This window comes from Streptomyces sp. NPDC051677 (assembly GCF_044453465.1).
Taxonomy (GTDB): domain Bacteria; phylum Actinomycetota; class Actinomycetes; order Streptomycetales; family Streptomycetaceae; genus Streptomyces.
The window spans coordinates 24,269-47,855 of record NZ_JBITCT010000027.1; the positions used below are offsets into that span (position 1 = coordinate 24,269).

The following is a 23,587-nucleotide window of genomic DNA, read 5'->3' on the forward strand; positions in this document are numbered from 1 at the left end:
AACACCTGGCAGCAGCCCCCATCAGACCCCCGTCACCGCCAACACCCGGACCGTGACCTCGGCGACCGGCGCCGCCCCGCACCCGGAGGGGCGCGCCGGCGGCCTACTCCGTGCGGAGCGCCGTCGCCGTGCGGGCCCTGGCCGCCCAGCCGGCCGGGAGCAGCGCACCCAGCACGGCTGTCGCGATGCCGGCCAGCCCCAGCAGCACCAGCTGGGGAGCGTCGTACACATCGAGGATCGACGGCGGCAGATTCGTGCCCGCCGCGTGCCCCATCACCGGCAGCACGAAACCGTGCAGCGCGACCCCGAGAGGTACCCCGATCAGTCCGCCGAGCACGCCGATCGCGGCCACCGAGGCGAGTACGAGGCTCACGGTCTGCCGCGGCGACATGCCGAGTGCTTTGCAGACGCCCAGGTCGTGGACGCGTTCACGGGTGTCGAGGACGACGGAGTTGAGCACGCCGAGGCCTGCCACGGAGACCAGCATGAGGGTGAGCAGCGCCGCGATCGCGTCCAGGACGAGGATCATGTTCTCTTGTTGCGAGGCGGAGTTGGCCATGACGTCGCCGCCGAGGGGCTCCACCGCCGCGTGGAGCTTCTCGGCGTACGCGGCGGGGGAGACGCCCGGCTTCACCTCGATCTGGAAGACCTGGGGCTCGGCCCCGGCGAAGTCGGCGAGGTCCGCGTGGATCGACAGGCCGTCGTTCGAGGTGTCGAAGGCCTCGCCGACGATCTTCAGGGTCCGGGTGTCCTTCCCGAGGGTCACCCGGACCGTGTCGTCGATCTTGGCGCCGGCCCGTTCCAGGAAACCTGTGGGCACGACGGCCTGCCCGGCGCCGGTGAGCCAGTGACCGGAGATCATCTCGTAGCTGCCGGGGCGTGAGTCACCCTGGTAGAAGGTGGCCCGGACCGAGCCGGAGATCCCTGCCACGGTGACGTCGTCCTTGGACATGCCGTAGTACGAAGCGGTGCCGGCCTGCGCCTCGATCGCGGCGCGGACCTTCGCCGGGTCGGCGGACGGAGGGCTGTCACTCCCTTCCTGGGGGCGCATGCGGCGAACTCCGCCTCCGGCGCCGCCCGGGACGGTCGGCCCGCCGACGATGGCGGTGACCGCTGCGCGGTCCTCGGGATCCGACGCGCCGCCGATCGCGTTCAGGGACGAGGTCAGTCCCACCGCGAAGGTCGCCGCGACCGTGCCGAAGGCCACCGCGAGCAGCATCGCGGCCGTACGGACCGGATGCGCGAAGGTGCCGGCGAGGCCGTAGGTCACCGCCCGCGGCAGCGGCAGCCGGCCGGCCGCCCGGTGCGCCCACTGGCCGCGACCTGTGCGGGGCGCCCGGCCGACCGCGATGGCCTCGACCGTGCGCAGCCTCCCGGCCCGCAGCGACGGGACCAGCGCCGCGATCCCGACGACCAGCAGTGCCACGGCCGGCACGACGACGTCCACCCACCAGGCCACCGTCAGCGAGGCGGCGCCGTACGCCTGCTCGGTGTCCTTCAGCAGCGGAATGGCCAGCACATGGCCCAGCACGACCCCGAGCGCGATCCCCGCGCCGGCCGGGATCAGCGCCTGGGCCACATAGGCCCGCACGACCTCGCGCGGGGTGAAGCCGATGGCCTTGAGGATGCCGATCCGGCGCAGACCGGCGCCGACCGCGCCGCTGATCACACTGCTGACGATGATCACGGACATCACGATGCCGAGCACGCCGAAGGCCACCATGAACGGGATGGTCGCCGCCGCGCCCTTGTCGGCGGCACGCTTGGTGTCCAGGTAGGACTGGACGCCCACCAACGCCCCGGCCGGTACGGCGGCGGTGAGCTTCTCGCGGTCGGCCAAGATCTGCGCCTTGGTTCCCGCGGAGTCGAAGCGGTAGAGCATCTGGCTCGTGACCGGTGTGTCCTGCGAGGCCAGCGCGCTGACCTGCTCCGGGGTCGCCCAGGCGTCGGCGGTCCGGCCGGCCGACACCGCGAAGCCCACGACCTTGAGGGCCGCGCTCTTCAGGGCCGCGCTCTTCAGGGTCGCGCTGTCGGCGGCGTCCGACGTCCTCAGGGTGGAACCGACCTCGAGGAAGGGGCCTTCGAACGACGCGGAGAGAACGACCTCGCCCGGCTTCGCGGCCCACCGGCCGGACTTCAGGTCCAGGTCGTCCACGTCGCCGTGCGGACCGGACCGCCCGACCAGACTCACCTCCGGCAGGTGCCCGCCGTTCGAATCCACCGGGCTGATGGTCGTCGAGGGATACGGCCCCGCGCTCGCTGTGACGCCGTCCAGCCGCGTCGTCGCCTTCAACTGCGCCGCACTCACCTTGGCCGGATCGAACTGCGCGGTGAGGTGCGCACCGTGCTGCTTCGCGAAGGCGTGGTCGAAGGGGGCGTTCGAGGCGACGATGAGCGACCCGGCGATCACGGCCGCGGCGACGGCCATCATGGTGGCCACGGCGATCACCACCGTCTGCACCCGGCGCCGGCCCACCCCGGAGCGTACGACCCGGCCGAGCGCGCCGGCGCCGAAGAGGCTCATCGGACGGCCTCCGCACGCGTGTCGAGGGAGAGACGGCCGTCGACCAGCCGAACGGTGCGGCTCGCGCACGCCTGCGCCAGCGCCATGTCATGCGTGACCAGCACGACGGTCTGCCCGCCGCGGTGCAGCTCCACCAGCAGCTCCCGTACGTCGTGCCCCGAGGCGGTGTCGAGCGCGCCGGTCGGTTCGTCGGCGAGCAGCAGCGCCGGCCGGTTGACCAGCGCCCGGGCGACCGCGACCCGCTGGCGCTCGCCGCCGGACAGCCGGCCCGGGTAGGCGCGGGCGTGCTTGGCGATGCCCAGCAGTTCCATGAGCTCGTCGGCGCGGGCCGCCGCCTTGCGCCGCGCGGTCCCGGTCAGTTGGGCGGGGAGCTGGATGTTGTCGGCGACGGTGAGATCGTCGAGCAGGTTGAAGAACTGGAAGACCATGCCGATCTGCTCGCGGCGGAACCGGGCCAGCGCGTGCTCGCTCAGCTGGTCGATCCGCTGCCCGGCCACGGTCACGGCGCCCTCGGTCGGCTTGTCGAGGCCGGCGACGAGGTTCAGCAGTGTGGACTTGCCGCTGCCGGAGGGACCGGTCACGGCAAGCGCCTCCCCCTGGGTGATGCCGAGGTCCAGCGGTCCGAGTGCGGGCGCACCGGCGCTGTCGTAGCGCTTCGCCACGCCCGCCAGTTCGATCACGTGAGTCATGGGTGTGGTCCGTCCTTGCGGTCGAGCGGGAGATGTCTGTGCAAGCCCAGTGAAGGTAGGGCCGTGGTCCGGTGGGGCGCGTCGGCCGCGGCGCCGACGTCCGGGCCTCCTCGCGAACGAGGCGCCCTCGGCCTCATCCCTGCGAAGTACGCCTGAGGTACGGCGAATCGACCGCGCAGGGGGACGCCGGAGAGGGCCCGGGGTCCGCACAATGAGCCGGTGGAGACGGAGGACCGGCAAGGCTGGCGTCGGCAACTGCGCGACGCGCTGCGGTCGGAGGCGCGGGACGCCCCGCGGTCGCGGCGGGCCGTGCGCGCCGATGTGGTGCTGGCGGTCCTGCTGACCGTCGTCGCGCTGATCGTGGCGTCGCGCTATCCCGGCGACGGGCCGGTTCGGATCAGCTCGAAGGTCGAGTCCTCGTATGCCGGGGAAAGGCTGCCGGACCCGCGCCCGCCGACGCCCCCCGTACCGGGTGCGCGGGTCGCGGAGGACGAACCCTCCTCCCCGGCCTGGCCGCTGGTCGTCCTGTCCGCGCTGCCGCTGGCGGCCCGGCGCCGGTATCCGCTGGCCACGTTCGGGGTGGTGCTGGGCGCGGCGCTGGCCATCGGCGACGACGCCTCCTGGATCAACGTGCTGACCTGCGTCATCGGCGCCTACAGCGCCACCATGTACAGCCGTCACCGGGCGCGGGCGACGGCCGGGCTGGGCGTCGCCGCCGTGCTGGCCGGCCTCGCGTTCCGGGACACGGAACCGGTGCTGCCGGGATGGTCGAGCCCAGCGGTCGTGCTGCTGGTCGCCGGGGTGCTGGCCAGCACCGTCCGCTTCTGGCAGCGGCGGCTCGCGGCCAGCCGGGACCGGTACACACGGCTGCAGCAGGCCCAGGAGGAGAGCATGTGCCGGGCCGTGGAGGAGGAGCGGGCCCGGATCGCCGCCGAACTGCACGACGTCGTGACCCACAATGTGAGCGTGATGGTCATCCAGGCGGGCGCGGCGCGCAAGGTGATGGACGCGGCGCCGGAGCGGTCGAAGCAGGCCCTGCTGGCGGTCGAGGCCGGAGGCCGGGCCGCGATGGCCGAACTGCGGCATGTGATGGGCCTGTTGGCCGCCCCGGACACCGGCCGCCCCGACAGCCCCGCCGACGGTCTCGAACCGCAGCCCGGCCTCAAGCAGCTCGACGCCCTGATCGAGCGGGTACGTGCCGCCGGGACACCGGTCGGCGTCGCGATGTCGCTGCCGCCCGACCCGCTGCCGCCCGGTGTGGACCTCGCGGCGTACCGCGTCGTACAGGAGGCGCTGACCAACACCATCAAACACGCGCCCGGCGCCGATGCCTGCGTCACCGTCGGATACACCGGAGACTCACTGGAGATCGAGATCACCGACACCGGAGCCGCCCGCACCGCCCCTCGGGCGGACGGCAACGGCCGCGGGCTGATCGGGCTGCGCGAACGGCTGGCGGTCTACGGCGGCGAACTCACGGCCGGTCCGACCCTCGCCGGCGGCTACCGGATCAAGGCCCGAGTCCCGTGGCGGACGGCGTGAACCGGCCGGCGCTGCGCGTCGTCATCGCCGACGACCAGGCCCTCGTACGCACCGGCTTCGGAATGATCCTCGCCGCGGACGGCATCGAGGTGACGGCCGAGGCGGCCGACGGAGCCGAGGCGTTCGCCGCGGTCCGGCGCACCCGGCCCGACGTCGTGCTCATGGACATCCGGATGCCGCGGATGGACGGCATCGAAGCGACCAGGCGGATCCTCGCCGACGGCGGGTCGGCGGGCACCAGGGTCATCATCCTGACCACATACGATCTCGACCACTACGTGTACGCCGCGCTGACCGCCGGCGCCAGCGGCTTCCTGCTCAAGGACGTCACTCCCGAGCATCTCGTCGCCGCCGTACGCCTGGTGCAGTCCGGCGACGCCCTGCTCGCCCCCGCGATCACCCGCCGTCTGATCGAGCGCTTCGCCCAGCGGGAAGAGGACCGGCCGGCCGCTCTCCGCCACGACCTGTCCGGCCTGACCCCGCGCGAGCTCGAGGTGCTCAGCCTGCTCGCGACGGGCCTGAGCAACGCCGAACTCGCGGACCGTCTGCTGCTCAGCCCGACCACGATCAAGACCCACATCGGCCGCATCCTGTCCAAGCTGGATCTGCGCGACCGCGTCCAGGCCGTCGTCCTCGCGTATGAGACGGGGCTTGTCTCTCCGGGCGGCGGAGCCTCCTGACTGCTGGCCTGTTATGGAGAGTTCAGTGTCGGCCATGGCGTTCGCAGCGGCCCTCGACCTGCGGCGTTCGTGTTCTGCGATGTCAATGCAGGCCTGAGAACGGACTGTTGTAGCTGCAGAGTGCCTGACGTTGATTCAGATATGAACAAAAAAAGGTGATTTGAGGCTCACACAAAGCTGATTGACAGCTTGAATGACGTGGCCGGATAGTGATCTTCACATTTGAAGAATGCGTGAAGGGTGCTGGAGTGGCTGAAAGAAATCGGGGGAGAGCAGCCGTCGGCGCGATCTCTCTGTTGGTCGGGGCGTTGCTCACGGGGCAGCTACCGGGATCGTCCCTGGCCACCGCGGTGGCGCAGACCTCGGATGCGGCCCGGACCCAGTCCCCCGCCGCCGACGATCCCACCCCGGACACCCTTTCCCCCGACATCGACCGGGCGCGGGAGCAGGCCCGTCGAGTCGGGCATCGAGTGGAGGTCGTCTCCGAACGCGGCGCGAACCGCGAGGTGTTCGCCAATGCGAGCGGCAGCCTCACGGAGATCACGCATCTGGAACCGGTGCGCACCCGCCGGGCAGGCAAGTGGGTCGACATCGACACCGGCCTGCGGCGGCTGGACGGGGTCGGCATCGCGCCCGTCGCCTCCGCCGCCGATGTGGTGTTCTCGGCGGGCGGCAGCCGGGATCCGCTGGTCAGGATGGTCAAGGCGGGCCGGGAGCTGTCCCTGTCGTGGCCCGGCACGCTGCCCGCGCCGGTGCTCTCCGGGTCGTCCGTGACCTATCCGGAGGTCCTGCCGGACGTGGACCTGCGGATGACCGCGGAGCCCGACGGCTTCTCCCAGGTCCTGGTCGTCAAGAGCGCCGAGGCCGCGGCGAACCCCGCGCTGTCCCGACTGAGAATGCCCATCGCCGGCAAGGGGCTCACCGTCCGTTCCACTGCCGCCGGAGGCCTCGAAGCGGTCGACACCGAGGCGGGAGGCGTGGCCTTCGAGGCGGCGCAGCCGGTGATGTGGGACTCCCGCGAAGCGGGCGCGGGTGCCGGCGCCGGCACCGGTTCGGCTGCGAACACGGACGCGGGCGCCCAGACACAAACATCGCCCACCAGCCCCGCCGGCCCTGCCAGTCCGGCCGGCCCCGGGACCCCCACTGGCCCCAGCACCCCCACCAGCCCCGTCGGCACCGCCAAGTCGGCCGTGTCCGGCAGCACCGCCAAGTCCGCCGATTCGGCCGTGCCCGGCAGCACCGCAGCGTCCGCCAAGTCGGCCGTGTCCGGCAGCACCGCCAAGTCCGCCGATTCGGCCGTGCCCGGCAGCACCGCAGCGTCCGCCAAGCCGGCCCTGCCCGGCAACATCGCCAAGTCCGCCAAGTCGGCCCTGCCCGGCAACACCGCCGCCTCCGCCAAGTCGGCCGCGGCGAACGCCGGTTCGCGTATCGCGCCCCCCGCCGACCTCTACGAAGGTCCCGGTGACGCCTCCACGCGGGCCGACGTGCACGCCTCCGTGGCCGGGAACGCCCTCCTCCTCACGCCCGACCCGAAGCTGCTCTCCGGTGAGGACACCCAGTACCCGGTGTTCATCGACCCGGCCTGGTCCTCGCCGCGTGCGTCCGCCTATGCGATGGTCTCCCGCGCGTACCCCGACGCCGACTTCTACAAGTTCGACGGCGCCGACGACGCGGGCCTGGGCTTCTGCCCGCCGAACTTCACCGGCCTCAAGTGCGCGCCGAACGACGCCAAGCGGCTGTTCTACAAGCTGCCGGTGACCAACTTCGCGGGTAAGAGCATCACCAGCGCCGAGTTCGTCGTCCGCGAGACGTTCGCGTACAACTGCACCAAGCAGCCGGTGGAGTTCTGGCGTACCAAGCCGCTCACCTCGACGACGTCCTGGAACGACCAGAAGGCGTCGGGCTACTGGATCGACCAGATGCCGACCGTGACGGCGGCGAAGGGCGCGACCGCCTCCTGCCCGGACGGCGACCTGGAGTTCAACGCCAAGGACGCGGTCGTCTGGGCCGCCGCCAACAAGCAGACCTCGCTCACCTTCGGGCTGAAGGCGCCCAACGAGAGCGCCGAGACGCAGTGGAAGCGTTTCGCGGGCAACGGCTTCCTGCGCGTCGAGTACAACAACCCGCCGAACCAGCCCAAGCAGTCGCAGCTGACCATGAACCCCGGCGGCAGCTGCACGGTGACGCCCAAGGCGGTGAACGTCATCCCCAAGGCGACCGCCGTCCTGTCGGACCCCGACAAGGACCAGGTGTACGCGGAGTTCAAGGTCGACTGGGACTCGGGCGACGGCTGGAAGGAGCACTGGAACTCCGGCCGTATCGGCCCCAAGGCCTCCGGGCAGCCGTTCACGATCACGCTGCCGTCGAGCATCCCGCAGAAAGTCAAGGCCGCGTGGAGCGTGCGCGCCTCGGACGGCAAGCTGTGGGGGCCCTGGAGCTACGCCGGTGACACCCAGACGGCCTGCTACCTGACCTACGACTCCAAGCACCCGGCCGCACCGACCGTGAGCTCCGCGCAGTACCCCGTCTCGCACACCGACGACCCGCTCGACCCGTGGCTGGACGGCGTCGGACGGTACGGCCGCTTCACCATCGACTCGACCGCGACGGACGTCGTCAAGTACTGGTTCGGCCTGAACGTGGACCCGACCGCGGCCAACGAGCGCAAGCCCGCGACACCCGGAGCGCCCGTCTCGATCGACGTGATGCCGACCCGGCCGGGGCTCAACACCCTCTACGTCATGGCCTGGGACGCCAACAACAACGACAGCACGATCGCGAGCTACCAGTTCCGGGTGGCCACCGGCCAGCCCGAACGCGCCGCCTGGACGCTCGACGCGCCGGCCGGCTCGACCGAGGACCCGGGCAGCGGCGGCGCGCGGCCCGCGCTGCTCGACGGCGCCGCGGCGCTCGGTGAACCGGGCGTCCGCGGCACGGCCCTCGGCCTGAACAAGGCGGGCGCCACCGACGGCTACGCGGCCGCCGGCCCCCATCTGCTCGACACCGACGGCGACTTCACCGTGTCTGCCTGGGTGCGTCTCGACTCGGACGCCGCCACCGGCACCGCGGTCAGCGTCGACGGCACCTCGCAGGCGGGCTTCTACCTCGGCTACGAGAAGGGCAGCGGGCGCTGGGCGTTGCGCGTGCCCGCCAAGGACGCCTCCGGGGCCGACTTCGCCGCCCAGCGGGTGCTGTCGCAGGCCGCGCCGGAGGTCGGCAAGTGGACCCACCTCGCGGCCGTCCGTGACGCGGCGGCCGGCAAGTACACCCTGTACGTCGACGGTGTCGCGGCCGGCACGTCCACGATCACCACCCCCTGGCACGCCGCTGCCAACCTCCAGTTCGGCCGTGCCAAGTACAACGGCGCCTATGCCGAGCCGTGGCAGGGCGCGATCGACGAGACCGCCGTCTACGACCGCCCCCTGGGCGCGGCGGACGTCGCTCGGCTGGCGCGCCAGGAGGCCGTGACCGCCGGCCGTCCGGCCAAGGCGGTCTGGGACTTCGACGACGCGGCCACCTCCCAGGTGGCGAAGGGCGAGAGCCAGGTGAACCCGCTGGTCCTCAAGGGCGCCGGCGGCAGGTTCGGCGTCCCGGGCAACGTGGCCGGCGCCCTGGACCTCAGCTCCACCGACAACGGTTACGCGAGCACCGCCGGGCCGCAGCTCAACACCCTGCGCAGCTTCTCGGTGTCGGCCTGGGCCAGACTCCCCAAGGCGGAGTCGACGTCCGCGCAGATCATCGCCACCCAGGCAGGCGCGCAGCAGAGCGGCTTCGAGCTCTACTACTCGGGCTCGTACCGCCGCTGGGTCTTCAACCGGTACAACTCCGACGCGGCGGGCGTCCAGCCGACCCGGGCCATGGCCAACCTCGGCAAGCCCGCCGCCGACCAGGTCTACCCCGGCGACAGCTGGCACCATCTGCTCGGTGTCTACGACAGCACGCTGAAGGAGCTGCGGCTCTTCGTGGACGGCGCTCTCGTCTCCACGGTGCCGTTCACGCCCGCTCCCTGGGACGCCACCGGTCCGGTGCAGGTCGGCGCGGGATCGTACGGCGGCCGGCCCGACTCGTTCTTCAAGGGGCAGATCGACGACGTCCGCATGTACGACCGGGTGGTCTCCAAGGACGAGGCCGGTGACCTGTTCAAGCAGCACCCGCAGGTGAAGGGGCGCTGGAAGTTCGACGCCACCACGGCGGGCACGCCGGCGTCCAGCCCGGACGACAGCGCCGGGAAGCGGCCGGCGGTCCTGGGCGCGCAGGCGTCGGTGCAGCCGGGCGCCGGCTGGGTCGGCGGGGGCGGTCTGGTCCTGGACGGGGTGGACGACTACGCCGCCGCCGCGACCGTCCCGGTGAACACCAAGGAGAGTTTCACCGCGACCGCCTGGGTGAACACCGCGGCCCGCCCGCAGAAGAAGGTCACCGTCCTGTCGGCGGAAGGGGCCGTCAACAGCGCCTTCACCGTGCGCTACGCCCCGGACCCCACGGACCCGCAGAACCAGGGCGGTTACGAACTGGAGCTCCCGAGCGCGGACACGGCGAACGCGACCCGGCCCGTGGTTCGGCATTCGAGTTTCCAGTCGGACTTCGAGTGGGACCACCTGGCGGTCGTGTACGACGCCTTCGCCGACGAGGCACGGCTGTACGTCAACGGCCACCTGGAGCAGGTCCTGGACGCCATGTCGTGGCGGGCCAACGTCCAGCCGTTCCAGGCGACCAAACAGCTCCAGTTCGGACGCAACAAGGAGAACGGGACGACCGGCGAGTACTGGCCGGGCGTGATCGACGACGTGTGGCTGTTCTCCGGCGTGGCCAGTGACGCCCAGATCGTCAAGCTCGGCAACGGGGAGTCCCTGGACACGGTCCCAGGCCCGTAGACCCCGCCTTCGACCCGTGGGCCCGCGACCAGGCGGGCCCACGGGTCCTGCAAGCGACCGGACCGCCCCCCGATCTTCTCGACCCCCCACCCACCGACGTAAGGAACTCTCGGGTTGTCCAGACCCATACGACCGCCTCGCGCGTCTCGCGCGGCCCGCTTCCACCGGCACACCGCCCGGTACACGGCCCTGATGGTGGCCGCGCTCATGGCCGGCTCCCTGTTCCAGGCCGAGCCGGCGCTGGCCGCTTCGCAGCCGGGCGGCACCCGGCACACACCGGCCGTCGAGGCCGACCAGCCCGTGCCCGGCAAGGCGCTCAAGGTCACTCCGCGCAAGCGGGACGGGCTGGCTTCCGGCCCCCGCCGTGCGCCCCACGCCAGCTGGCCGAAGGCCGGCGCCGCGCAGGTCACCCTCCCTGCACATCTGCCCGCCGCGGCCGCCGCCGTCGGCAAGAAGCCGACGGCGAAGCAGGCCGGGCGCACCGCGGTCGCGCCGCTGCCCGCATCCGGTCTGCCCGTGCCCGGCCTGCCCGTCCGGCTGCTCGCCGACCCGGCGGCCACCGGCTCCACCCAGGCCCAGGTGCGGCTCCTGCCGAAGGACACCGCCCGCGGCCTCGGCCTCGACGGAGTCCTGCTCTCCGTCAGCGCCGCCGGTCCCGCGAGCACGTCCTCGGGCGCTCGGCGCGTCGGCGTCAGCCTGGACTACTCCGCGTTCGGCGAGGCGTACGGCGGTGACTACGGCGCCCGGCTGCGCCTGGTCGCCCTGCCCTCCTGCGCGCTGACCACGCCGAAGCTGGCCCGCTGCCGTACGACGACGCCGGTGGCCGGCCGCAACGACAGCGAGAAGCGCACGGTCTCCGCCGACTCCGTCGCGCTGCGCTCCGCCGCGTCCGCCGTCGTCCTCGCGGCCGTGGCCGACTCCGACGGCGGCTCCGCGGGCGCCGGCGACTACACCGCGACCCCGCTGTCGTCGTCCGCCGCCTGGCAGACCAGTCTCCAGACCGGCGACTTCTCCTGGTCGTACCCGCTGGCCGCGCCGACCGTGCCCGGCGGACTGCTGCCCAAGCTGTCCGTCGGCTACTCCTCGGGCGCCGTGGACGGCCAGACCACCACGAGCAACAACCAGTCCTCCTGGGTCGGTTCGGGCTTCGACATGAACACCGGCTTCATCGAGCGGCGCTACAAGCCGTGCGGCGAGGACGGCGACTGGAGCAAGGACGACGCCCCCGGCGACCAGTGCTGGGGATACGACAACGCCACCATCAGCTTCAACGGCCGTGCGGGTGAGCTGATCCCGGCCGGCAAGGACGTCTGGCGGATCCGCAACGACGACGGCACCCGCGTCGAGAAGCTCAGCAACGCCGCCGAGCGGGCGAACGGCGACAACGACGGCGAATACTGGAAGGTGACGACCACCGACGGCCTCCAGTACTTCTTCGGCTACAACCGCCTCCCCGGCTGGAGCACGGGCAAGGCCGAGACGAAGTCCACCTGGACCGTGCCGGTCTTCGGCAACAACACCGGCGAGCCCTGCCACCAGGCGACCTTCGCGGCGTCCTGGTGCCAGCAGGCCTGGCGCTGGAACCTCGACTACGTCGTCGACCTCCACGGCAACGCGATGTCGTACTGGTACAACCCGGAGACCAACTCCTACGGCCGTAACCGGGTGGCGGCGGACGACACCCCGTACGAGCGCGGCGGCGTCATCGACCACATCGACTACGGCCAGCGCAGCGACACCCTCTTCACCGCCAAGGCGGCCGGCAAGGTCGTCTTCACCAACGCCGAGCGGTGCATCCAGCCCACGGCCGCCGACTGCGCCGCCGCGGAGATCGAGAAGAACCCCACCCGGTGGGAGGACACGCCGTACTACCTGAACTGCAAGGCGGGCGCCGACTGCGACAAGGGCCGGTTCGCCCCGTCGTTCTGGTCCCGCAAGCGGCTCTCCAAGATCACCACCCAGGTCCTCCAGCCCTCGGGCGGCTACCAGGACGCCGACGCCTGGGCGTTCACCCAGAAGTGGGGCGACGCGGACATCGACCGCTCCCTGCTCCTGGAGTCGATCCAGCACACCGGCCTGTCCGCCACCCCCTCGATCACCCTGCCCAAGGTGACCTTCGGCTACAAGCAGGGGCCCAACCGCCTCGACCGGCTCGGTGACGGCATCGCGCCCTTCATCAAGTACCGGCTCGCGAACGTCTCCGACGAGTCGGGCGGTTCCATCGACGTCGCCTACTCGGAGCCCGAGTGCGACTTCGCCGCGCTGCCCACGCCGGAGACCAACACCACCCGCTGCTTCCCGCAGTACTGGCAGCCCGCCGGCGCCCCGGACCCCGTCCTGGAGTGGTTCAACAAGTACGTCGTCACCCAGGTCACCGCGACCGACCGCACCGGCAAGGCCGACGACATGGTCACCCGGTACGCGTACCTCGACGGCGCCGCCTGGCACTACGCCGACGACGACGGCCTGACCAAGGAGAAGTACAAGACCTGGTCGCAGTGGAACGGCTACGGCCGGGTCCAGGTGCAGACCGGCGGCTGGGACGGCATGCGCTCGCTGAACGAGCACTGGTTCCTGCGGGGCATGGACGGCGACCGCAAGAACGCCGCGGGCGGCGCCAAGTCGGTGACCGTCTCCGACGGCGAGGGCGGCAGCCTCACCGACCACGAGGCTTTCCAGGGCGCCGAGTTCAAGACGATCGCGTACACCGGGCCGGGCGGCACGGTGGAGAGCAAGACCGTGAGCACGCCGTGGCGCAAGGAGACCGCCAAGCGGGTCCGGGACTGGGGCACGGTCACGGCGAACCTGACCGGCACGGCCGCGACCCGCACCTGGGACCGCAAGCACGACGGCAGTTGGCAGCAGACCTCCACCGCGACGACGTACGACGACCTGGGACGGGTCATCGAGGACAGCGACCTCGGTGAGGCCGCGTCCGGCGACGAGCAGTGCACGACCACCTCGTACGCCGACAACGCCACCACCTGGCTGCGCTCCCTGCCCAAGCAGGTCGAGGTCCTCGACGTGGCCTGCGGCACGGCCGTCACCTACCCCGCGCACCTGCTCTCCCGCAAGCGCAACACCTACGACTCCCTCGCCTTCGGCGCCGCCCCGACCCGGGGCCTGGTCACCAAGCAGGAGGAGCTCGTCGGCTACACCGGCAGCACGCCGAACTACCGGTGGAAGAGCACCGGTTACGACAGCTACGGGCGGCCCAAGTCCACCTCCGACTCGTCGGGCGCCAGTAGTACGACCGTCTTCACCGCGGCGACCGCCACCAAGCCCGGCACCCTCACCGTGACGGGGACCGAACTGGTCGCCGGCACCCCGTCCAGCGCGCAGTCCGTCGTGACGGAGTTCGACGGCGTCCGCTCGCTGCCCACCGCCACGATCGACACCAACGGCAAGCGCACCGACGCCGAGTTCGACGCGCTCGGCCGGCTCACCAAGGCCTGGCTCGCCAACCGGCCCAAGGCCTCCAGCCCGACGCCCAGCCTGGAGTACGGCTACCGCATCGCGGAGAACGAGATCGCGGCGGTCGTCGCCAAGAAGCTGATGAACGACGGCAGCCAGCAGGCGTCGTACATCCTCTACGACGGCTGGCTGCGGCCCCGGCAGTCGCAGTCCGCCGGACCCGACGGCGGCCGGCTGATCGACGACACGTTCTACGACGAACGCGGCCTGGTCGAGCGGAAGTACGCGCCGTACTACGCCGCCAAGGCGCCGGAGGCCAAGCTCTTCGGCGTGACCGAACAGGGCGCGGTCGACACCCAGACCGTCAACGAGTACGACGGCCTCGGCCGCCCGACCGTCACCAGGACGCTCCGGGGCAACGGCGTGGGCGTGGAGCTGTCCCGCACCACGACCACCCACAGCGCCGACCTGATCACCGTGGACCCGCCGGCCGGCAGCACGCCGACCGCGACGGTGCTCGACGCCGAGGGCCGGACCAGGGAACTGCGCGAGTTCCACGGGTCGTCGCCGACCGGCGCGTTCGACAGCACGCTGTACGAGCACGACAGCTCCGGGCATCTGACCAAGGTCACCAGCCCGGACAAGACGGTCCGCTCCTACACCTACGACCTGCTCGGGCGTCAGCTCACCTCCACCGACCCCGACTCGGGCACCACGAGGACGACGTACGACGACGCGGACCGGGTCACCACCGCGACCGACGAGGGCCGTCAGAAGAAGATCGCTTTCGTCTACGACCGGCTCGGCCGGCACACCGAGACCCGGGAGAACTCCACCACGGGCCCGCTGCTGGCCTCCTGGACCTTCGACACCGTGCGCAAGGGCTACCTGGGCAGCTCCACCCGCTATGTCGGCGGCGCGGACGGCGCGAAGTACACGCAGACGATCAACGCGTACGACAACCTGTACCGGCCGCTGCGCACGACCGTGTCGATCCCGGCCTCGGAGCCCGGACTCGGCGGCGCCGCGGGCGTCAGCTACCAGACCAACACCACGTACAACCTGGACGGCACCGTCAAGTCCGCCAGCTACCCGGCGGCGGGGAACCTGCCCGCCGAGGTGGTCGCGCCGACCTACGACGGGCTCCAGCGCGTGGTGAAGGCCGAAGGCCTCGGCACCTACGTCGGCAACGCCCGCTACAGCCTCACCGGCAAGCTCGAGGAGCTGGAGCTGGGCGACGCCGGCAAGCGGGTCTGGATCAACAACACGTACGAGCCGGGCACCCAGCTGCTGTCCACGAGCCGCACCGAGCGCGAGGGAATCGCCGGGGTCGACCGCGCGGTCACCTACGACTACGACGACTCGGGCAACGTCGACTCGGTCACCGACGCCTCGCGCCAGGGCACCGACCGGCAGTGCTTCCGCTACGACTACCTGCAGCGGCTGACCGAGGCGTGGACACCGGCCGGTGACTGCGCTCCGGCCCCGGGCACGACCGCGCTCGGCGGTCCGGCGCCGTACTGGCAGTCGTACACCTATACGACGGGCGGGAACCGCGACACCGACACCCGGCACGATCCCACCGGGAAGACCGCGGGGGACGTCACCCGCACCTACCGCTACAACGAGAACGGCAAGGGCCAGCCGAACACCCTGACGTCGGTCACCTCCGCGGGCGCCGTCACCGGCAAGGACACCTACACCTACGAGGGCGGCGGCGGCACCGAGTCCCGCACGCCGAGCGGCGGGGCGAAGCAGTCGTTCGTCTGGGACTCCGAGGGCAACCTCGCCTCGGTGACCCAGGGCCCCTCGGTCACCGACTACCTGTACGACGCCGACGGAAAGCGCCTGATCAGCCACGGCCCCGGCGGGGTTTCCACGCTGTACCTGGGCGCCACGGAGATCACCTGGACGAAGGCCACCGGCAAGACCACGGCGCGGCGGTACTACGACCTCGGCGGGGCGGGCGCGGTGCGTCAGGACGACGGCTCGCTGTCGTTCGTCGTCGCCGACCACCACGGCACCGGCGAACTCGCCGTCGACGCCGCGACCCAGGTCATGGTGCAGCGCCGCAACATGCCGTTCGGCGAAGCACGCGGCACGGTGCCGCAGGCCGGAAGCTGGCCCGGCACCAAGGGCTTCATCGGCGGTACGCAGGACCCGACCGGCCTCACCCACCTCGGAGCCCGCGAGTACGACCCGGCGACGGGCCGGTTCCTCAGCGCCGACGCGGTGGTCGACCCGGCCGACCCGCAGCAGCTGAACGGCTACGCCTACGGGCACAACAACCCGCTGCGGCGCAGCGACCCGACCGGCAACTACGACCCGGACATGATGGCGTGGTGCCAGGACAACCCCGGCAGGTGCCAGGGCGGAAGGATCATTCCCAGCAAGCCCTCGAAGCCCAAGAAGAACCCGAACCCGGGGATGGACAAGAAGCGCGCCCATATGCCTTCGGTGCAGAACGAGCGCCTCGAAAGGATTATCAAGGAGCTCTACATCAGGCCGCAGGTCGCGGACAAGGACGTGGTGGGCGACGGTAAGACGGGCACGGCCCTGATCGAGGAGATGAACGAGGGCAAGGCCTTCGGAGGTAAAGGAACGAGTTGGCACATCGAGAAGACCGTCGATAAACTGGCGGGTCTGCGTGACCTGCTGGAGGATGATCGGAAGGCCAAGGTGAAAACCGGAGACGGGATTCTCTCCGACTCCGACAGAAAGGTCGCGCTCAACGAATCAAAGGAACTCTGGACGGCTCTCAACGCGGACGACGTGGCCGGGGAGGTCACGAAGAAAGTGAAGGCGGAGGGGCTCACGAAGAAGGTGTCCAATCTCATCAATACCGTCATCTCGGCGGAGTCGATGAGCGAGGTCACGGGGCAGAAGTTCGCCGTCCCTGAGAATCTCCATCCGAAGGCGCCGCAGCGGGCCGTGCCCTCGGGTGAGAAGATCAAGGGCCGGGGTTTCGCCAAGGCTTTCGGGGTGGTGGGCGGTGCCGCCAGCGTCGCGCAGTTCCCGGTGGACGCCTATAACTACGGCTTCGAGGAAGCGACGAAACAGCTCAGTGAATCCCTGACGGACCCGCTGGACGTGGTTCCCGACGGCCAGGGCGCGGGGTGCCTCTTCTTCGGTGACTGCTATGTGGTGAGCCCGATGGCCTGACCGCACCGGACCGCCCACAGGCGGTGCCGCCGGCCGGGAGGAATTCCCGGCCGGCGGGGCGGTGTTATTCAGCGCAATGCGAAGGTGAATGGGTATGCAAGGAATCTCCTCGGACGAACTGGTCACGCAGCTCATGCGACTGCTCCCGGAGGTAAAGCCCCATTTTGAAAAGGCGGCCGAGCGTCACGACCTGCGTATGTCGCAGGTGACCCACTGGGAGCAGGTCAATACCAGCCCAGGGGCGTTCCTGTCCGACGTGCTCGCTTATCCTCTGTTTCAGCCCCTCATGGAATCTCCGGAAATCAACGCAGAGGGAGAGGAATTCCTCAAGCGTTGTTTCGAGTTCATTGAGGCGCTTGAGGAAGATCCCACAGGTTGGCTGGTGGACACGGCCTACTTCACTTTCATAGAATTCTTTCTGGAGAGCAGGGAAGTGTGCGACCGCGCCTTTCGGTACGCCTGGCCGAAGACCCGGGCGAAGATCCTGGCGATGCTGAAAGGCTGGAACATCCCCGTGGACCCCGCCTGGGAATAGGTGGACCCGCCTGGGAACAGCCCGCTGTCGGCGTCAGGAGGCGGGGCGGCTGCGCTTGAGCACCTCGATGCCGGCCCGGTCCGTTTCCTCGGGTGCTCCGTTGAGGCGGTGGATCAGCACCCAGCGGCCGTCGTCCATCGCCCCGGCGAAGAGCGAGGCGTCGCGCGTCGCGCCGTTGTGCCAGTGCAGGGGGCCGGCCGTCTGCCAGGACGGCGCCGGATCCCCCAACCGGCGTTCCACTGCCAGCCGCACGAGCAGATCGGCCGCCGCGCGGGGGGTGGCCCACAGACCTCCCGCGGGCAGGATCGCACCCCGCATCGTCCACGGCCTGCGCGGCCCTCCGAACAGGCCCGGCGCGGCCAGGAGCCTGTCCGGGTCGGGGCTCGCGGTCACCTCCGCCACATCCAGCGGACGCAGGACGTACTCGGTCACCACCTCCTCGTAGCCGGCGCCCGCCGCGACGGTCAGAGCCTCCCCGAGGAACGCGTAGCCGAGGTTGGAGTACTCCTCCTCCTGACCCGGCGGGCGGGTGGCGAGCGTGTCGAGCCGGCTCAGCAACCGGTGCACCGCGGCCCGGTCGAACGCCGCGTACGGGTCCCGGCGCGCGACCCCGGGCGGCAGGCGGGGGAGGCCGGACGTGTGCCGCGCCAGGTGCAGCAGCGTGATCCCGGTCCCGGGAACCGCGGGCAGCCACCGCTCGACCGGATCGTCGAGCGAGAGGACGCCGGCCGCGGCCATGCGGGTCAGCGCGGTGCCGGTGACGACCTTGGTGAACGAGCCGATCTCGACGAAGCGGTCCACGGCATGACCGCCGCTGACCTCGGGCGAAGCCGCGTCGCTCAGGACACAGATGGGAGTGCGGCGGCGCACGAGCGAGCCTTTGCCAGAAGGTGGGCGACGGCGGCAGGGGTGGTGGTGAGGACCGTGGCCGGGGTGTCGCTTTCGCGGAGGCGGAGGGTGGTGGGGGTGGAGGCGAGTTCGAGGCAGGCATTGCCGTCTCCGCTGCCGGAGAACGAGGACTTCTGCCAGTTGTCGGGAGCGTTCATCGGGCTCCTCACACTTCCTTCGCCAGCCTGCGGATGAAGTCACGCGAGCGCCCAGGGTCGAGCGACGCGGCTTCCATCCTATGAAAGAGCGTTCGAAAACGGCCGAGTTGGGCCTCGGAGTCGATGAAGGCCGTTCCGTGCGGTCCGTCGCGTACGACCGTGTCCAGCTTCGGGACCACTCCGCCCACGTACACCATGGCGCTGTCGGCGCCGGCGAAACCGTCCAGGTCGAAGGGGATGACGCGAACGGTGACGTGGTCCCTTTCCGAGACGTCCAGGACGCTGGAGAGTTGCGCTCTTGCCGCCACCCGGTCGCCCACCCTGATGCGTAGCGCCGCCTCGTGGATGACGGTCGTGAACGGAGTCGGGTGCTCCAGGACGACGCCCCGTGCCAACCGGTGGCGGACGCGCAAGTCCAGCTCGGCTGACGGTAGTTCGGGTACCCGGTGGCCGAGGATCCGACGGGCGTAGTCCTCGGTCTGGAGGAGCCCGGGGATGTGGAGGAAGCTCACGTCGCAGTAGTGGGTCGCATGGTGTTCCAGCTCGGACAGGTCCAGGAAGGCCGTGGGCAGCCGCCCCCGGTACTCCTCCCACCACCCCCGTGTCCGCTCGGTCGCCATGGCTGCCAGAGCGTCGGCCAACTCCGTGTCCGTACATGCGTAGTGGGCGACGAGCCGTCGTACGGTCTCCTCGCTCACCCCGGCGACGCCGGACTCGATCTGGCTCAACCGCCCCGCGTCTGTTCCCAGTAGCGCGGCGGCCTCCCGCCCCTTGAGTCCTGCCGCCTCGCGCAGCTTCCGCAGTTCGGTGCCCAGGCGCTCCTGGCGGGCGGTCACCTGTGTTCTGCGCGCCATGACGTCCTCCTTGACTCGTTCGGGGTCAGATTAGGGCAGTCGGTTGCATCGGACCAAGCTTGGACCCTACCGTCAGTGACGCGATCTTCACGCTGCGGAAGCGCACCGCTCCGTCCTGCCATGACGGCTGAGGCATGCCACCGCCCGCAATCCCAACACCCCACCCCGCACCGACTCGGAGCTGCCCCATGCCCGAAACCGCTCCCGCCCCCACCCCTGACTCCTGGGAGTACTCCCTGTACATCGCGACCGACCTGAGAGCCGTCACCGTCTCCCGTCACACCCTCCGCGCGATCCTGACCGTCCACGGCCTCGCCCTCCTCATCGACACTGCCGAACTCCTCGCCTCCGAGTTGATCTCCAACGCGATCCTGCACACCAAGGGCCCCGCCTGTCTGCGCCTGCGCTACCGCGACGGCGTCCTCCAGATCGGCGCATGGGACGCCGACCCCGAACCCCCGGAACCCCCAAGCCGGTTGGAGGAGCCCGGCGATGCCGAAAGCGGCCGGGGCATGGCATTGGTGCGGGCCTGCTCGGACCTCTGGCACTGGCAGCCACTGTCCCGCTTCGGGCGCCGCGGCAAGCTCGTGTGGTGCGAACTGAACGCGGCGTAGCTCGTTGATCACGTCGGACAGATAGAAGAGCCGATAGTCGGCTCGTCATACGAGGCGCTGCACCGGATCTTCCAGAAGGACCCGGCGCTACTCACCCGTGCGCTCCAGCAGGTGTTACAGGATCCCTTCCCTACGACTTCGCCGGCATGAACGTCGACCGCACCGAGATCGAGCCCATTGAGCGGCGCGTGGACACGCTGCTGCGGGCCGAGACCGACGAGGGCACGTACCTCCTGGTCGTGGAGTCGCAGGGCCAGCCGGACGACAGGAAGCGCGGCAGTTGGCCGTACTACCTCAGCTACCTCTACGAGAAGTACCGCTGCGAGCCCGTCCTCATCGTCGTCACCCAGAGCAGCGCCACGGCCCGCTGGGCGGCACAGCCCATCCACTTCGGAGTGCGGGGTATGCCCTCGCTCACGGTGCGGCCCTTCGTGCTGGGGCCGGACAACGTACCTGTGATCGCCGCCGAGCAGGAGGCCATTCAGGACCCACCCTTGGCCGCGCTCTCGGCCATGACACACGGCCGGGGACGGCAAGCCCCCGCCATACTGGAATCGCTGGCAGCCGCCCTGCGGACCATCGACCGCGACAGTGCCGCGGTGCTCGTGCAGTTCGTCGACTCGTGCCTGGCGGATGACCAGGTCCGGCAGATGTGGAGGGACCTGATGACGGCGATGCAGTACTTCTGGCGACACCCGCTCGCCGAGGAGGTACGCAAAGAGGGGCGTGTCGAGGATCGCGCCGAGATGACCCTGAACATCCTGCGCTGGCGTGGCATCGATGTTCCCGACCCCGTACGGGAGCGCGTTGAAGCCTGCACCGACTTCGACCAGCTCACCATCTGGTCAGAGCGTGCCGTACACGCCGCCACCGCGGAAGATCTCTTCGATGACGAACGTTCCTGACGTCGCCGCCGATGGTCAGGGAGAGCGGAGGGAACCCTGGCGCCTGCCCGAGTACATCTGGCACGAGTACTACCGCCGAACGTGGCTCGAATGGGCGGAAGAGGCCTTCAGAGAGGGCTACGAGGAAAGCTTCCGTACGCATCTCGAGCAATCGGTGATTCTCCGGCTCTTCTTCTGGCGGAGTATCGATGTGCCGCCGTCCGTCGCGAAGAAGCTGCGGGAAACCGAAGACCTGGCGCAGCTCCAACTCTGGCGTGAACGTGCGTACCACGTCACCGACCCGGAGCACCTCTTCCAGGACTGACAGCGTCGGGTGCTCGGGCCCTCACCCCAGCACCCGCACCGGCGCCCCCGCCAGAAACGCCCGGATCCCCTCCACCGCCTGCCCGTAGTACCGCTCGTAGTTCGCGCGGGACACGTACCCCAGGTGGGGAGTGGCCAGCAGGCGCGGAGCCGTCCGCATCGGATGGTCGGCCGGCAGCGGCTCCACGTCGAAGACGTCGACCCCCGCACCCGCGATACGCCCCTCCCGCAGCGCCGTCAGCAGCGCGTCCTGGTCGACGATCGCCGCGCGAGACGTGTTGACCAGGTACGCCGTCGGTTTCAGGAGAGCCAGTTCGGCGGGGCCGATCAGCCCGCGCGTGCGGTCGCTCAACGCCAGGTGGACGGAGACGAAGTCGCTCTCGGCGAGCAGTTCCTCCTTCGAGGCGGCCAGCCGCACACCGACCCCCTCCGCTCGCTCCTCCGTCAGGTTCTGGCTCCACGCGCTCACCTCCATGCCGAAGGCCGACCCCACGCGGGCGACCGCGCTCCCGATCTTCCCCAGGCCCAGCAGCCCGAGTCGCCGCCCGTGCAGGTCCGCGCCGACCGTGGACTGCCAGGGGCCGCCCTCCCGCAGCGCGGTGCTCTCCTCGACCAGTCCGCGTGCGAGGCCCAGCAGCAACGCCCAGGTCAGCTCGACCGGCGGGGTCGACGAGCTTTCCGTGCCGCACACCGTCACGCCGTTCGCGTTCGCCGCCGCGTAGTCGATCACCGAGTTCCGCATGCCGGAGGCGATCAGCAGCCGCAGCCGGGGGAGTCGGTCGAACACCGACGCCGGGAAGGCGACCCGCTCCCGCAGGGTGATCGCACAGTCGAAGTCGGCGAGCGTCGCGGCGAGTTCGTCCTCGTCGCCGAAGTGCTCGGTGAAGGACACCACCTCCAGCTCCGCACCAGGGACAGACCAGTCTGCGAAGGTCGTCGCGACGTTTTGGAAGTCGTCTAGCACGGCACAGCGGAAGGGCACGGTGTTTCCTCCAGGAGGGACGGTCCGGTCCGAGACTAGGCAAAATATGGAGGTGCCGGAGCAACGTCCGCACCTGAGGCAACATCTAGGTGAACGACGAGGCCGCGAGAGGCCGCGCATGGACGGACGCGGCTCTGTCGAGGGCCGGATGGAGTGAGGGACGTGGTGGAGTCGGTGAAGCCGGTGGAGCCGAGGATCGCCGTTGCCGTGGTCACCATGGGGAACCGACCCGCCGAGGTCGACGCCCTGCTGGAGTCGGTGGCCAAGCAGGACCTGGCCCCCGCGCGCATCGTGATCGTAGGCAACGGCTGCCGCCTCCCCGAGTTCACGCACCGCCTCTCCCTGCCCGGCGAGGTCACCACGATCGACCTCGACGAGAACCTCGGCTGCCCCGGCGGCCGCAACGTCGCCCTCGCCCGGCTCCGTGAATTCGGGGACGTTGACGTCGTCGTGGAACTGGACGACGACGGGCTGCTCGTCGACGCCGACGTCCTGCGCCGCGTCCGCGACCTGTACGCCGCCGACCCCGGCCTCGGCATCGTCGGCTTCCGCATCGCCGACGAGCACGGCGAGACCCAGCGCCGGCACGTGCCGCGCGTCGGCGACGCCGACCCGATGCGCGGCGGATACGTCACCGGCTTCCTCGGCGGCGGCCACGCCCTGAGCATGACCATGCTCGCCGAGACCGGCGACTGGCCCGCCGAGTTCTTCTTCGCGCACGAGGAGACCGACCTGGCCTGGCGGGCCCTCGACGCCGGCTGGAAGATCCTCTACGCGCCCGAACTGCTGCTCCAGCACCCCAAGACCTCGCCCGCCCGGCACGCCATCTACCACCGGGTCACCGCCCGTAACCGGGTCTGGCTCGTCCGGCGGAATCTTCCGCTGCTGCTGATCCCCGTTCACCTGGGCGTGTGGATCGCCGTCACCCTGCTGCGCACGCGTTCCGCGGGCGGCCTGAAGGCCTGGTTCGCCGGGTTCGCGGAGGGCGTGCGGAAACCGGCGGGCGCGCGGCGGCCCATGAAGTGGCGGACGGTGTGGCAGCTGACCCGACTCGGCCGACCGCCGATCATCTGACCACCATCACGCGAAACGGAGTGCGGGGCCCGGTCGTTCACCTCCGACGACCGTAGCCCCGCACGCCTCCGGACCCGGCCGCGGCGGCGACACTCCCCCGAGTTGCGCGTCGACACGCGCGCACCGTCGGGCCGGTTCCGATGTTGTGATCACATCAGGTCGCGCCAACGAATCGCTAACATGTGGCCAACGGTTCTCCGCGTCATCGCTGGTCACTTGGCCTGAAGTCGTCGGACGAACACGGGAGTCGGCCGTACCTACAGCAAATTCCCGGGGAACCGTCAGGAACAGGGTGGCGGAATACCGGCGGCCGGGGGCGGAATTCCGCCAGCCCGGCGGGGTACTCGCCGTGGCATGCGAGCGACCCGGCACGGGCCGGGCGCGGGAGGGCG

Annotated in this window: 14 protein-coding genes and 1 pseudogene; 9 read left to right on the forward strand and 6 right to left on the reverse strand. The window is 70.6% G+C overall.

Features of this window, described 5'->3' with window-relative positions:
* Nucleotides 1–103: 103 nt before the first annotated feature.
* Both ACIBAF_RS28445 and ACIBAF_RS28450 read right to left on the reverse strand, forming a co-directional pair.
* The gene (locus ACIBAF_RS28445; protein WP_399466747.1) at nucleotides 104–2,524 is read right to left on the reverse strand and encodes an FtsX-like permease family protein; all 2,421 of its coding nucleotides are present in this window, start codon (nucleotides 2,522–2,524) and stop codon (nucleotides 104–106) included.
* On the reverse strand, nucleotides 2,521–3,213 hold the full coding sequence (locus ACIBAF_RS28450; RefSeq protein WP_399466749.1) for an ABC transporter ATP-binding protein: 693 nt from the start codon (nucleotides 3,211–3,213) through the stop codon (nucleotides 2,521–2,523). Before ACIBAF_RS28450 ends, ACIBAF_RS28445 begins: the two co-directional genes overlap by 4 nt.
* Before the next feature lie 219 nt (nucleotides 3,214–3,432).
* On the opposite strand from ACIBAF_RS28450, the gene ACIBAF_RS28455 reads away from it, so the two are divergent.
* From ACIBAF_RS28455 to ACIBAF_RS28475, 5 genes are all read left to right on the forward strand, one after another.
* Nucleotides 3,433–4,755 carry a sensor histidine kinase gene (locus ACIBAF_RS28455; protein WP_399466750.1) on the forward strand — a complete coding sequence of 441 codons (1,323 nt, stop codon included), beginning with the start codon at nucleotides 3,433–3,435 and terminating at the stop codon, nucleotides 4,753–4,755.
* Complete coding sequence (locus ACIBAF_RS28460) at nucleotides 4,740–5,435, forward strand: response regulator (protein WP_399466751.1); 696 nt, start codon at nucleotides 4,740–4,742, stop codon at nucleotides 5,433–5,435. The genes ACIBAF_RS28455 and ACIBAF_RS28460 overlap by 16 nt, the downstream gene beginning before the upstream one ends.
* Before the next feature lie 248 nt (nucleotides 5,436–5,683).
* Entirely contained in the window at nucleotides 5,684–10,306 is a 4,623-nt protein-coding gene (locus tag ACIBAF_RS28465; RefSeq protein ID WP_399466754.1) for a LamG-like jellyroll fold domain-containing protein, read from the forward strand.
* A gap of 114 nt (nucleotides 10,307–10,420) precedes the next feature.
* Nucleotides 10,421–16,882, forward strand: coding sequence for an RHS repeat domain-containing protein (locus tag ACIBAF_RS28470; protein WP_399466755.1), 6,462 nt, complete (start codon nucleotides 10,421–10,423; stop codon nucleotides 16,880–16,882).
* Nucleotides 16,883–16,976: 94 nt separating this feature from the next.
* Nucleotides 16,977–17,417, forward strand: a complete 441-nt coding sequence (locus ACIBAF_RS28475) for a hypothetical protein (RefSeq protein WP_399466756.1) — start codon at nucleotides 16,977–16,979, stop codon at nucleotides 17,415–17,417.
* Nucleotides 17,418–17,450: 33 nt separating this feature from the next.
* On the opposite strand, the gene ACIBAF_RS28480 is transcribed toward ACIBAF_RS28475, so the two are convergent.
* The 3 genes from ACIBAF_RS28480 to ACIBAF_RS28490 are packed head-to-tail and all read right to left on the reverse strand — an operon-like array spanning nucleotide 17,451 to nucleotide 19,317.
* Nucleotides 17,451–18,287, reverse strand: a complete 837-nt coding sequence (locus ACIBAF_RS28480) for a serine hydrolase domain-containing protein (RefSeq protein WP_399466757.1) — start codon at nucleotides 18,285–18,287, stop codon at nucleotides 17,451–17,453.
* Nucleotides 18,257–18,463, reverse strand: coding sequence for a DUF397 domain-containing protein (locus tag ACIBAF_RS28485; RefSeq protein WP_399466758.1), 207 nt, complete (start codon nucleotides 18,461–18,463; stop codon nucleotides 18,257–18,259). The genes ACIBAF_RS28480 and ACIBAF_RS28485 overlap by 31 nt, the downstream gene beginning before the upstream one ends.
* Nucleotides 18,464–18,471: 8 nt before the next feature.
* A complete protein-coding gene (locus tag ACIBAF_RS28490; RefSeq protein WP_399466759.1) occupies nucleotides 18,472–19,317 on the reverse strand; it encodes a helix-turn-helix domain-containing protein in 846 nt (281 codons plus the stop codon).
* Between the two features lie 188 nt (nucleotides 19,318–19,505).
* On the opposite strand from ACIBAF_RS28490, the gene ACIBAF_RS28495 reads away from it, so the two are divergent.
* The 3 genes and pseudogenes from ACIBAF_RS28495 (at nucleotide 19,506) to ACIBAF_RS28505 (ending at nucleotide 21,140) form a co-directional block, all read left to right on the forward strand.
* Nucleotides 19,506–19,931 (forward strand): ATP-binding protein, encoded by a 426-nt coding sequence (locus ACIBAF_RS28495; RefSeq protein ID WP_399466760.1) that lies wholly within the window; start codon nucleotides 19,506–19,508, stop codon nucleotides 19,929–19,931.
* Between the two features lie 33 nt (nucleotides 19,932–19,964).
* Nucleotides 19,965–20,836 (forward strand): annotated as a pseudogene (locus ACIBAF_RS28500) (hypothetical protein).
* On the forward strand, nucleotides 20,820–21,140 hold the full coding sequence (locus ACIBAF_RS28505; protein ID WP_399466762.1) for a hypothetical protein: 321 nt from the start codon (nucleotides 20,820–20,822) through the stop codon (nucleotides 21,138–21,140). Before ACIBAF_RS28500 ends, ACIBAF_RS28505 begins: the two are co-directional and overlap by 17 nt.
* A gap of 21 nt (nucleotides 21,141–21,161) precedes the next feature.
* Here the strand turns inward: ACIBAF_RS28505 and ACIBAF_RS28510 are convergent, their stop codons facing one another.
* Nucleotides 21,162–22,121, reverse strand: a complete 960-nt coding sequence (locus tag ACIBAF_RS28510) for a D-2-hydroxyacid dehydrogenase family protein (RefSeq protein WP_399466763.1) — start codon at nucleotides 22,119–22,121, stop codon at nucleotides 21,162–21,164.
* Between the two features lie 165 nt (nucleotides 22,122–22,286).
* On the opposite strand from ACIBAF_RS28510, the gene ACIBAF_RS28515 reads away from it, so the two are divergent.
* The gene (locus ACIBAF_RS28515) at nucleotides 22,287–23,195 is read left to right on the forward strand and encodes a glycosyltransferase family 2 protein (protein WP_399466886.1); all 909 of its coding nucleotides are present in this window, start codon (nucleotides 22,287–22,289) and stop codon (nucleotides 23,193–23,195) included.
* The last annotated feature ends 392 nt before the right edge of the window (nucleotides 23,196–23,587 follow it).